The sequence below is a fragment of the Streptomyces sp. NPDC059080 genome (assembly GCF_042739975.1).
GTDB classification, from domain to species: domain Bacteria; phylum Actinomycetota; class Actinomycetes; order Streptomycetales; family Streptomycetaceae; genus Streptomyces; species Streptomyces benahoarensis.
Genome location: NZ_JBHYGX010000051.1, coordinates 28,534 through 40,789, shown reverse-complemented (window position 1 = coordinate 40,789; position 12,256 = coordinate 28,534). Strand labels below are relative to the sequence as shown.

Annotated in this window: 8 protein-coding genes; 6 read left to right on the top strand and 2 right to left on the bottom strand. The window is 73.4% G+C overall.

What is annotated here, in order from left to right:
- From ACFWWQ_RS26940 to ACFWWQ_RS26930, 3 genes are all read left to right on the top strand, one after another.
- The coding region (locus ACFWWQ_RS26940; RefSeq protein WP_384601212.1) for a HAMP domain-containing protein at positions 1-3,298 on the top strand (3,298 nt) is incomplete at its 5' end.
- Positions 3,295-4,125, top strand: coding sequence for a two-component system response regulator (locus tag ACFWWQ_RS26935; protein ID WP_384601210.1), 831 nt, complete (start codon positions 3,295-3,297; stop codon positions 4,123-4,125). The genes ACFWWQ_RS26940 and ACFWWQ_RS26935, both read left to right, overlap by 4 nt.
- Before the next feature lie 88 nt (positions 4,126-4,213).
- Positions 4,214-5,707: a DUF5685 family protein gene (locus ACFWWQ_RS26930; RefSeq protein ID WP_384601207.1), complete on the top strand. Its 1,494-nt coding sequence runs from the start codon at positions 4,214-4,216 to the stop codon at positions 5,705-5,707.
- Between the two features lie 87 nt (positions 5,708-5,794).
- Here the strand turns inward: ACFWWQ_RS26930 and ACFWWQ_RS26925 are convergent, their stop codons facing one another.
- Both ACFWWQ_RS26925 and ACFWWQ_RS26920 read right to left on the bottom strand, forming a co-directional pair.
- A complete protein-coding gene (locus ACFWWQ_RS26925; RefSeq protein ID WP_384601204.1) occupies positions 5,795-6,346 on the bottom strand; it encodes a SigE family RNA polymerase sigma factor in 552 nt (183 codons plus the stop codon).
- Positions 6,347-6,536: 190 nt separating this feature from the next.
- Complete coding sequence (locus ACFWWQ_RS26920; protein WP_384601201.1) at positions 6,537-6,872, bottom strand: hypothetical protein; 336 nt, start codon at positions 6,870-6,872, stop codon at positions 6,537-6,539.
- Between the two features lie 498 nt (positions 6,873-7,370).
- Here ACFWWQ_RS26920 and ACFWWQ_RS26915 point away from each other — a divergent pair, with 498 nt between their 5' ends.
- The 3 genes from ACFWWQ_RS26915 (at position 7,371) to ACFWWQ_RS26905 (ending at position 12,127) form a co-directional block, all read left to right on the top strand.
- Entirely contained in the window at positions 7,371-9,086 is a 1,716-nt protein-coding gene (locus tag ACFWWQ_RS26915; RefSeq protein WP_384601198.1) for a hypothetical protein, read from the top strand.
- Positions 9,087-9,296: 210 nt separating this feature from the next.
- A complete protein-coding gene (locus ACFWWQ_RS26910; protein WP_384601195.1) occupies positions 9,297-11,186 on the top strand; it encodes an amino acid adenylation domain-containing protein in 1,890 nt (629 codons plus the stop codon).
- Complete coding sequence (locus ACFWWQ_RS26905; RefSeq protein WP_384601192.1) at positions 11,183-12,127, top strand: chlorinating enzyme; 945 nt, start codon at positions 11,183-11,185, stop codon at positions 12,125-12,127. Before ACFWWQ_RS26910 ends, ACFWWQ_RS26905 begins: the two co-directional genes overlap by 4 nt.
- Positions 12,128-12,256: the final 129 nt, after the last annotated feature.

Here is a 12,256-nt window from a genome sequence, read left to right as displayed (position 1 = left end):
CGACCAGCTCTCCGCCTTCGCCGACGAGGTCACCCGCGTCGCCCGCGAGGTCGGCACCGAGGGCCAGCTCGGCGGACGGGCGCAGGTACGGGGCGTGTCGGGCGTGTGGAAGGACCTCACCGACAGCGTCAACTTCATGGCGGACAACCTGACGACGCAGGTCCGCAACATCGCCCAGGTCGCCACCGCCGTCGCCGAGGGCGATCTCGGCAAGAAGATCACCGTGGAGGCAAAGGGCGAGATCCTGGAGCTGAAGTCGACGATCAACACCATGGTCGACCAGCTCTCCGCCTTCGCCGACGAGGTCACCCGCGTCGCCCGCGAGGTCGGCACCGAGGGCAATCTGGGCGGTCAGGCACAGGTACGGGGCGCATCGGGCGTGTGGAAGGACCTCACCGACAACGTCAACTCCATGGCGCTGAACCTGACCTCGCAGGTCCGCAACATCGCGCAGGTCACCACCGCCGTCGCCAACGGCGATCTGTCGAAGAAGATCGACGTGGACGCGCGCGGCGAGATCCTGGAGCTGAAGGACACCGTCAACACGATGGTGCAGCAGTTGCGGGCGTTCGCCGACGAGGTGACGCGGGTGGCCCGCGAGGTCGGCACGGAGGGCCAGCTCGGCGGTCAGGCGGAGGTGCACGGCGTCTCGGGCGTGTGGAAGGGGCTCACCGACAACGTCAACTTCATGGCGTCCAACCTGACGTCGCAGGTCCGCAACATCGCCCAGGTCGCCACCGCCGTCGCCGACGGCGATCTGTCGAAGAAGATCGACGTGGACGCGCGCGGCGAGATCCTGGAGCTGAAGACCACCATCAACACGATGGTCGACACCCTGTCGTCGTTCTCGTCCGAGGTGACGCGGGTGGCCCGCGAGGTCGGCAGCGAGGGGCGGCTCGGCGGCCAGGCGCGCGTCGAGGGCGTCTACGGCACCTGGAAGCAGCTGACGACCAGCGTCAACGAGCTGGCGCTGAACCTCACCACGCAGGTGCGGGCCATCGCGGAGGTCGCCTCCGCCGTCACCCAGGGCGACATGTCCGGGTCGATCTCGGTGGAGGCACAGGGCGAGGTCGCGGCGCTGAAGAACAACGTCAACCTGATGGTCGCCAACCTCCGCGAAACGACCCGCGCCAAGGACTGGCTGGAGTCCAACCTGGCCCGCATCGCCGGGCTGATGCAGGGCCACCGCGATCTCGTCGAGGTCGCCGATCTGATCCTGCGGGAGCTGACACCGCTGGTGAACGCGCAGTTCGGGGCGTTCTTCCTGGCGGAGGCGGGCGCCGAACCGGGCGAGGGCCTGGAGTTCATCGCCGGGTACGGCACCGGGCGGGCCGAGGTCCGCCACGAACCTTCCGGCCGGGGCTCGCCCGCCGGCGGGCTGATCAGCCAGGCGGCGACGGAGAAGAAGCGCATCCTGGTGGAGTCGGTCCCGGCGGACTACATCACGATCAGCTCCGGTCTGGGCGCGGCGCCGCCGGTCAGCCTCGTCATCCTGCCGGTGCTCTTCGAGGACCAGGTGCTCGGCGTCATCGAGCTGGCGTCGTTCAGCCGCTTCAGCGAGGTCCACCTGGCCTTCATCGACCAGTTCGTGAACACCATCGGCGTGTCCGTCAACACCATCATCGCCAACGCCCGTACGGAGTCGCTGCTCTCGGAGTCGCAGCGGCTCACGGCGGAGCTGCGCCGCCGGTCCGACGAACTACAGCTGACCAACGCGGAACTGGAGGAGAAGGCGGCGCTGCTGGCGACGTCCTCGCAGTACAAGTCGGAGTTCCTGGCGAACATGTCGCACGAGCTGCGCACCCCGCTGAACTCGCTGCTGGTGATGGCGCGGCTACTGGCCGACAACCCCGAGGGCCGGCTCTCGCCGCAGGAGGTGGAGTTCGCCGTCACCATCCACCGCTCCGGCTCCGACCTGCTCCAGATGATCAACGACATCCTTGACCTGGCGAAGATCGAGGCCGGCCGGATGGACGTCCACCCCAAGGAGCTGCCGCTGATCAAGCTGCTCGACTACGTACGGGCGACGTTCCGGCCGCTCGCCCGCGACCGGCACCTGAGCTTCGACATCACGGTCGCGGACGATGTCCCGCGCGCGCTGTACTCGGACGAGCAGCGCCTCCAGCAGATCCTGCGCAACCTGCTCTCCAACGCGCTGAAGTTCACCTCGTCCGGCGGCGTCGAGCTGTCCGTCACGGTGGCCGCGCCGGACGCCGCCGGCACCGGACCGCCGCCCGCGCCGGGCCCGGTCCTCGCCTTCGCCGTCAAGGACACCGGTATCGGCATCCCCGCCCACAAACTCGGCGCGGTCTTCGAGGCGTTCCAGCAGTCGGACGGCACCACCAACCGCAAGTACGGCGGCACCGGGCTCGGCCTGTCCATCAGCCGGGACATGGCGACACTGCTCGGCGGCCGGATCACCGCCGAGAGCGAACCGGGCGCCGGCTCCGTCTTCACGCTGTACGTACCGGCGCACCACACCGGCCCGTCGGCGGCGCTCGAACTCCCGGCGGTGACGGGCGGGGTAGCGGCCCCGGCGGCGCCGGGGAAGGTACCGGAGGCGGGGCCGGTGCCCGCCGGGGCGAAGGCGGCTCCGGCGGCCGGCGCGGAGGAGGCGGACACGGACGGGGCCGGCGGCTCCGGGCCCAGGACCGCACCGACCGGGGCGGAGGAGGCGGAGCGCTCCGGCCTGGTGCGGGCGGCTGCCGGGACGGCGCCGCTGCCGCGGGCGGAGACCTGGGCCACCGGCAGTCCAGACGTCACCTGGCCGGAGACCTCCCGCCTGGGCGACTGGCTGCAGGGACGCTCGGGGCGGGTGCTGTCCGGCCGGCGGATCCTCATCGTCGACGACGACATCCGCAACGTCTTCGCACTGACCCACGTCCTGGGCCGGGCCGGCATCCGCGTGAAGTACGCCGAGAACGGCCGCGAGGGGCTGGAGGTCCTGGACCGGACGCCCGACGTGTGCCTGGTGCTGATGGACATCATGATGCCGGAAATGGATGGTTACGAGATGATCCAGGCCCTACGGAAGGCCCCGCGCTACGCGGAGCTGCCGGTCATCGCCCTCACCGCGAAGGCCATGCCCGGCGACCGGGAACGCGCGCTGGAAACGGGCGCCGACGACTACATCCCCAAGCCCGTCGACGTGGACCGCCTGCTGGCCGCCATCTGCCGCCTCCTGGACCCTGAGGACGGGGACGGGGACGGTGCGGCCGGCGGCGCGGCGCCCGGACCGGGCGGCGGGGGCGAGGGGCCGGACGGCACCGGTCCCGGACGGCCGGAGCGGTCCTCATGAGCGCGCCCGCGGACACCGCCGCGCTCCTCATCGTCGACGACATGGAGGAGAACCTCGCCGCCCTGGAAGCCGTGCTCGGGTCGCTCGCCCGCATCGTCCGCGCGAGCTCCGGCGAGGAGGCGCTGAAGGCGATGCTCCGGCAGGATTTCGCGGTGGTGCTGATCGACGTGGTGATGCCGGGCATGGACGGCTTCGAGACCACCGCCAACATCAAGGGGCTCGACCAGACCAAGGACGTCCCCGTCATCCTGCTGACCGGCGCGGAGGTCGACCCGAACTACGCCTACCGCGGCTACACCGTGGGCGCCGCCGACTTCCTGGTCAAACCCTTCGACCCCTGGCTGCTGCGCACCAAGGTCAACGTCTTCCTGGACCTGTACCGCAAGAACCGCCAACTGGCCGCCCAGTCCGAACAGTTGCGCCGCCTCCTCACCGCCGGCAGCGGCCCGCCCGCCCCCGGCCCGGGCCGGCCCGCCCCCGCACCCCCCACGGGCACACGGCCCGGATCCCCTACGGAACTCACCGCGCCGCCCGCGGAAGCGGGCCCCGGCACCCGTACGGGATCCGGGGCGGTGCCCGGCTACGGGGAAACGGCGGGGGCCCCGCCGCCGGGCGCGCCACCACCGGACCGGGCGGCGGAGGCGGCGCGGCTGGCCGAGATCGTGGGGCAGCTCGCCGAGGTGGAGGGGGCGCTGCGGGAGGCCGGGGGCGCCGGGCCGTCCGATGCCGCCGACCGGATCGCCGAGACCGAGTGCGCCGTCGGCCGGCTGCTGGCCGATTTCGGCCGTCCGGCGTCGGGCGGCGGCCCGGCCCCGGACCGCCCCTGACCGGACCCGGTCGGTACGATTCCGGCCGCGGACCGGCGGGCATCGGCGGGCCGCGTCACATGCGCGTCGTCATACGGGGGTTCACCACATGTTCGGGATCGTCAGGCCCTGCGCACACCGGCTGACCGGTGGACTGAAGGCGGAGTGGATGGCGCATCTGTGCGGGCTGTGTCTGGCGCTCCGCGCCGACCACGGGCAGTTCGCGCGGGTCGTCACCAACTACGACGGGCTGATCGTCTCGGTGCTGACCGACGCGCAGCGCGGCCCGGCCCCGGGCGGGCGCCGTACCGCGGGGCCGTGTCCGCTGCGGGGGATGCGGACCGCGGCGGTGGCCAAAGGTGAGGGGGCGCGGCTCGCGGCGTCGGTCTCGCTGGTCCTCGCGTCGGCGAAGATCCGCGATCATGTCGCGGACCGGAACGGGCTGCTGCGGCGCCGCCCGGTGGCCGCCGCGGCCCGTAAGGTCGCGGCCGGATGGGACCGCGCGGGGGCCCGTACGGGTGCCGGGCTCGGCTTCGACACGGCCGTCCTCGTCGATGCGGTCGACCGGCAGGTCGGTATCGAGCAACTGGCCGGTCCCGGCACTCCGTTGACGGTGATCACCGAGCCGGCCGAGACAGCGACGGCGGCGGCCTTCGCGCACACCGCGGTGCTCGCCGGGCGGCCGGAGAACGCCGCCCCGCTCGCCGAGGCCGGGCGTCTCTTCGGGCGGCTCGCGCACCTCCTCGACGCCGTGGAGGACCGCGCCGCCGACGCCGCCGAGGGCGCCTGGAACCCGCTCGCCGCCACCGGCGCCTCCCTGCCGGAGGCCCGTCGGCTCTGCGATGACGCGCTGCACGGCATCCGGCTGGCGCTGCGCGAGGTCGCCTTCACGGACGGGAAGCTGGTGCACGTCCTGCTCGTCCACGAGCTGCGGCGGTCGGTGGACCGGGCGTTCGGGACAGAGTCCTGCGGACACGGGGGCGGGCCCGGTGGCCACGGTGGCGCCCCTCGCCTCCACCACCCGCAGGGCACCTCCGGGCCATACGGGAACCCGGACGCGGCTCCGCACCCTTACGGGAACCCGAACCCGTACGGGGAGCCGAACCCCTACGGGAGCCCCAATCCGTACGGGACGTCGGGGCCCGGCGGGAACCCTCCGCAGGGTGCGCCCGCCGGCGGCAACCCGTACGCCACCGGGCCGCAGCACCTCAACGGCGCGCAGCGGCCGCAGCCGGGCGGCGGGGCGACGCCGCCGGACCGGTACGACGGCAGGATGGACGGCGGCTGGGGCAGCGACCACGGTGGCGGTCACGGTGGCGGTCACGGTGGCGGCTCGCACGGGAGTGGTGACGGGTCGCACGGCGGCGCGCCGGCTCCGCAGCCGCCCAAGCCGCCGCGCGGGCTGCTCGCCGGGTGCCTCGTCGCCGTCGGCCTGTGCTGTTCCTGCCAGGTCTGCTGCGCGAGCAGCTACGAGGGCCCCTGGTCGCGGAAGAAGCGCGAGGGGTGCTGCCACTCCGCCTGCGACGGGTGCAGCGGTTGCAACGGGTGTGACGGATGCTGCTGTGACGGGTGCTGTTGCGACGGATGCTGCTGCGACTGCTGAGCCGTACGACCGCCTCGCTTCCGCAGGCCCAACTCACCCCACTCACCTATGCCGCGAGGGAGTTGCGGCCCTCACGGCCGGTCCGGGTCAGCCGAAAAGTGCCGGAGCCAGCTCCTCGTCCTCGCGGAGCTTGGCCAGGGCGCGGGAGACGGCGCTCTTGACCGTGCCGACCGAGACCTCCATGACCTGGGCGGTCTGGGCCTCGCTCAGGTCCTCGTAGTAGCGGAGGACGACCATGGCGCGCTGGCGGGGTGGCAGCCGCATGATGGCGCGCCACATCGCGTCCCGCAGGCCCTGGAGTTCGGCCGGGTCGGGGACGGGGACCGGGTCCGGCTCGGGGAGTTCGTCGCAGATGAACTCGTCGACCTTGCGCTTGCGCCACTGGGAGGTGCGGGTGTTGAGCAGCGCCCGGCGGACGTAGCCGTCCAGGGCGCGGTGGTCCTCGATGCGGTCCCAGGCGACGAACGTCTTGGCCAGCGCGGTCTGGAGCAGGTCCTCGGCGTCGTTCGGGTTGGCGGTGAGCGACCGCGCCGCCCGCATCAGCACCGGACCCCGGGCCCGTACGTACGACGAGAACGACGGGTACGACGGGCGCGCGACGGCGGGCTGCGTGGCGGAAGTGCACACTGGCGTGGTCATGCCTCCACGCTAGAAGCGGCCGACCCCTCACCGGATCGCCCCAAGGTGCCGAAGCGTCGTCCGTCTGAAGTTGTAGGGGTGGGGTCTTCCCTACCTCCTTGGGGCGGAGGGCGGACCCCCGGCCCCTACGGGACGCCCCGGCAGGTACCGCCCCCGGACCGCGTACCGGCCCGCCGTGCTCCCCGTGCGCTCAGCTTCCGGCGGGGCGGGCGGGACGGGGCGGGCGGGGCAGGGAGTCCTTGTACTTCTGGTCGGCCGAGGTCGCTCCGAGCCAGCCGCCGACGGCGACCAGCAGGCCGCCCACGGAGACGAGGATGATGCCGCCGATGGCGTCGTCCCGCTTCGTCTCGTCGTAGTCGTACCGGGTGGTGTGGCGCTGGAGGCAGATGTCGCCGTCCCGCATCGCCTCGCCGCCGCACGCGGGGCCGGAGAGCAGCATGGACAGCCCCCAGCCGCCCAGCAGCAGGCCCGGGATCACCCCGAGCAGAAAGCCCACCACGACCTTCCGCACCCGTCGCACGTTCACCCCGGCCACCCCCTGACGGCATCCGCCACCAGACGCCCCGCGCTCACATTAATCGCCCCCCGGTGGAGGTCAATCGCCTTCCGCCGGAGGCCGGGGTCCGGACCCGGAGGGCGCGCCCCGCAGGCCCCGCCCCGGGACCCGTACGGGACGCGCCGCACGGCCCGGACCCGCACGGCCCGCGCGCCCCGTGCACCCCACGCTCCCCCGCCACCCCTCCACGCACCCCCGGCGAGCCCCCACACCCCCGCCCCGCACGTGGATACGGTGGCAACACCCAACACCCAACGCCCGCCGCGGGCGCGGGTGCGCGGGAGCCGCGGGGCACGGTCCCCTGGGCGGGCCCGTACGCCGACCGGCCACCGCGCGCCGACCGTCCGGCCCGGGGCGCCCCCGGTCCGCCCCTGCGGCGGCCCGGCCCCGCCCGGCCGCCCGCCCGCACCATGCCGCGCCCCCGCGGGCGCACGCCACGTTCGTCCACCTCTCACCGGGAGAAACGTGTTGCAGACCCAGACCCAGACCCAGACCCAGACCCAGACCGTCACCCACGCCGACCGCCGTCTCGCCTGGGAGGGCTTCTGCACCGGCCCGCAGGTGCTCTCCGGCGCGCAGCTCGACGCGCTCGCGACGCGGCTGCTCGGCCTCGACCGCGCCGGGGTCGAGGCCGCGGCGCGCACCGAACTCGTCCCGTACCCGGCTGCCCGGGGCGCGGTCCCGGCGATCGTCCTCGGCTCCGCCACCACCCTGAAGAAGTGCTACGAGGCCGACGTCGCGCACCTCGTCGAGGGCACCCCGCCCGACGATTTCGCCACGTACATGGAGGCCCGCAGCGTCCACCTCGCCGCCCCCGGTGACCTGACGGTGGGCCGGACCGAACCATGGCGGCAGGCCGTCGCGGGCAGCACGGCGGAGCCGGTGGAGGTTCCCGAGCTGGACCACTACTACCTGACGCACGCACTGCTCACCCTGGCCGCGCAGTCGCCGCCCGACGCGCCCGCGGCGCCCCTCGCGCGGCTGCTGCGTCAGCTGCGGCAGTCCCCGGGGACGATCGTGCGGCTCTTCGCCCTCGACCCCGAGGCGCGGGTGCTGCTGCTGTGGCTCAAGCGCACCGCGGGGCTGGAGCGGCTGCGGGTGGACGCCAACGGGCAGGAGGTCGCGGAGCGGTGGAACCGTAAGACCACGCTGTACCCGACGGTCGAGGAGGCCGCGGAGCTGCCCCCGCCCGCCGCCGCCGACCCGTACGAACTGCTCGCCGCCGAAGCCCGAAGGACGCCGTTCACCAGGGAGTTCGGGGTGCTGCTGCCCCGGCTGCCCGGCTACTCCGTGACCCGCGCGGGCGCCGACGCGGCCGTGCTGCGGCGGCGGGTGCACGGCGCCGCACGGCTGCTGCGCGAGCGCTACGGCCTGCCGCTGGGCTGCTTCAAGCCCGCCGAGGCGCTCACCGGCAGCCGCATCCGGACGGGCGTACCGCTCGACGATCCGGCGGCGCTGGACGCGCTGGCCCGGCAGGCCATGGAGACCGAGGAGGACTACGTCCTGGAGGCGCACACCGACTATCTGCGGCACTCCGTCGAGGGGTACGAGTTCATCCTGGCGCCGTCCACGCATGTGGTGGCGGGCGAGCTGGCCGAGGGCGGCACGGTGCAGATCACCCGGGGCAGCGTCTGGGAGGGCAGCGTCTACGTCGACGAGGAGACCTGCGGGCGGTTCGGCATCGACCCGGAGGTCTTCCGGGGCGTGCGGGCGGGCATGGCGGGGCTGCTGGGCGCCTTCGAGGGCGGCGGGCGCAGTCTCGGGTTCGTCAAGGGCGGGGTGGACTTCGCGATCGCGAGGATCGGCGGGCGGTTCGGGGACACCCCGGTGGTCGGGATGCAGGACCTCAACCTCTCGTCCAACGGCGCGGAGTACGTCCGCGCGTTCCTCGCCCAGGCGCGGGAGGCGCACGGCGGTGACCGTCGCATCTACGCCGCCACCAAGGTGGTCCGGCCCGTCCCCGGCACCGACCTGCGGCGGCTGAAAGCCGCCGCCGAGGAGGACGCGCCGGGGCGGTGGACGCGGGTGCTCACCTCCGTGCCCGGGTGCTGGGGCATGGTCGGGGTCGCCGGGCCGTGCCCGCGGCAGGCGGCGGAGGACGTCCTCGCGCTCGAACAGCGGTTGCACACGGCGGGGCTGCTGCGCACCAGCCTGCGGCAGGCGCCCGAGCCCTGCGGCGCCTGACCGCCTGCCGCGCCACCACACCGCCGCCCCGTCCCCCCTGCCGCAGGGGGGACGGTGTTTTCCGTGGGACGCACGGGATCACCGGGGTATTCGGGAAAGCGTTTTCCGGCCTTACCCTTCCTTGGCCTGCATGGCCCCTTTCGCGGGGTTGACGCTCGAAAACGCGAATGTCACTGTGCTGGATGTCGATTGCCGGGCGAAGGGTTACGCGTGAGCATATTCAGCGACCTGAACGACCCCAGGGGTATTCCCGAAGCAGCCCCTGACCAGCAAAGGGACGCCCCTCTCCAGGAAAGCGCGCGGCCGGATCTGCCACCACAATCCGGCCTGACCGGCCTGTTCGAGGCGGTCGCGGCAGAATTTCCGCAGCGTACGGCGGTGACCGCGGCCGATGGTTCCCTCACCTACCGGGAATTGAACGAGAAATCCGACCTACTGGCCGGAAAACTTCTCGACGCCGGAGCGAAAAGCGGGACCACGGTCGGGCTCCACACCCACCGCACCACCGACCTGATCACCGGACTCCTCGGAATTCTGAAGACCGGCGCCGCATATCTGCCGCTCGATCCCGGATATCCGGCCCCCCGTATCCACTGGGCGCTTTCCGATGCGGAATGCCCGGTGGCCGTCGCCCCGCCGGACCTCGCCGCCGCCCTCGGCGACACGGGCATCCGCACGGTGGACCCCGCGGCGGCGGACGACGGGCCGCGCCCGGTGCTGCCCCGCGTCCCGGACAGCGCCGCCGCGTACGTCATCCACACCTCCGGCTCCACCGGCGACCCCAAGGGCGTCCAGGTCGAACACCGCAACGTCAGTGGCCTGTTCACCGCCGTCCAGCCGTGGTTCGGCTTCGGCGCGGACGACGTGTGGACGCTGTTCCACTCCGCCGCCTTCGACTTCTCCGTCTGGGAGATCTGGGGCGCCCTGCTGCACGGCGGCCGCCTGGTCATCGTCCCGCCGGCCACCACCCGCTCCCCCGCCGCCCTCCACCGGCTGCTGCGGGACGAAGGTGTCACCGTCCTCAGCCAGACCCCAGGCGCGTTCGTCCGGCTCGCCGCGGCGGACGCCGGGCAGGAGCCGCTGACCGCGCTGCGCACCGTGGTCCTCGGCGGCGAACGCCTCGATGTGGCGGCGCTGCGGCCCTGGCTGGAGCGGTACGGCGACGACCGCCCCCAGGTCGTCAACATGTACGGCATCACGGAGGCAACGGTGCACGCCTCGTACCGCCCGGTCCGCTGCGCCGACCTGGACGGGACGGGCCCGAGCCCCGTAGGGGTGCCCCTGCCGGGGCTCGTCTTCCACCTCCGGGACGCCACCGGCCGCCCGGTGCCCGACGGGGCGCCCGGCGAGCTGTACATCGAGGGCCCGGCGCTGGCCCGCGGCTACCTGGGACGGCCCGAGTTGACGGCCGAGCGGTTCGCCGCCGGTCCACCGCGTACGTACCGCACCGGCGACCGGCTGGTGCGGCTGCCGGACGGCGGGTACGGCTATCTGGGCCGCGTCGACGACCAGCTGAAGGTGCGCGGCTACCGCGTCGAGCCCGGCGAGATCGAGGCGCTGCTCGTCCGCCACCCGGAGGTGGACGCGGCGGCGGTCCGGCCGCACGACTACGGCGAGGGAGGTGACGACGTCCGGCTCGTCGCGTACGTGACCGGCGCCGCCCGCCACCGGGACGATCCGGCGCCGCTGATCGCCGAGTTGACCGCGCTGGCCGCCGCGGAGCTGCCGCCGCACATGCGGCCGTCCGCCCATGTCGTCCTCGACGCGCTGCCGCTGACCGCCAACGGCAAGACCGACCGGACGGCGCTCCCGGCGCCCGGCCCGGCCACCGCGCGCGAGCCGGAGCCCGAGGCGCCCGACGCGTCCTCCGGGGCGCGGATCGCCGCGATCTGGCGCGCCGTCCTCGATGCCGTCGACGTCCCGCCCGACGCCGACTTCTTCGACCTCGGCGGCACCTCCCTCACCCTGTTGCGCATGTTCGAGCGGGTCAACGCGGCGTTCGGCACCGATCTTGACGTCACCGTCCTCATCGACGGGGCCACCGTCGCCTCCCTGACCTCGCACATCGACGCCGCCCGGACGACCGAAGGAGACGCATGACCACCGAAGCCACCCGGTTCCGGCTCAGCGACGAGGAACTGAAGAACTTCCACGCGCGCGGCTACGCGGGCCCGTTCACCCTCTACGAGCCCGACGAGATCAAGCAGCGGTGGGGCCAGGAGCGGCTGCGGCTGCTGGACCGCAGCGCCGCCGTCTACCAGGACGAGGCGGCCGTCTCCGGCGGCACCAACATCGCCAACTACGACCGCCACCTCGACCAGGAATTCCTCGCCGACCACATCACCCGGCCGGAGATCACCGACCGGGTCGCGAGCATCCTCGGCCCGGACGTGCTGTGCTGGCGTTCGGAGTTCTTCCCGAAGTACCCGGGCGCCGAGGGCACCGACTGGCACCAGGCCGACACGTTCGCCAACGCCTCCGGCTCCCCGCAGATCCTGTGGCCCGGCGGCTCCGACTTCGGCGGCACCCTCACCGTCTGGTGCGCCTTCACCGACGCCACCATCGACATGGGCTGCCTCCAGTTCATCCCCGGCACCCACCGCACGATGTTCTACGACGAGACGAAGCGGATGCACTACGACCCGGACCTCGCCGACGTCGAGAAGGGCGGCGTCCGCCGCGGCTTCTTCGGCTACGACTACCGGGAGTTGCAGATCGACCCGGACTGGACGCCCGACGAGTCGCAGGCCGTCTCCATGGAGATGCGCGCGGGCCAGTTCATCGTCTTCTGGTCGACGCTGATGCACGCCTCCCACCCGCACCTGGGCACCACCCGCGACATGCGCATGGGCTTCGTCGGCCGGTACGTCCCCACGTCGGTCCAGATCTACCCGGGCACCGACGCGATCGAGGAGTACGGCGGCCGGGTCGGCCTGGAGCGGTACGGCGCGGTGTTGGTGTCCGGCGAGGACCGTGAGGGCCACAACCGGATCGCCACCCACACCACCCGCAACCACCCGTTCCGGCGGCGCGATGTCTGAGCCGGGCGCCGCCGCCACCGGCCGTGGCGGCGGCCCCCGGGCGCCCCCCGGCCCCGCCCCGCGCGAGCGGGGCCCCGCGCGGCGGGGCCCCACGGGGCGGTGATGCGCGCGGCCCCGCCCCCGGGGCGG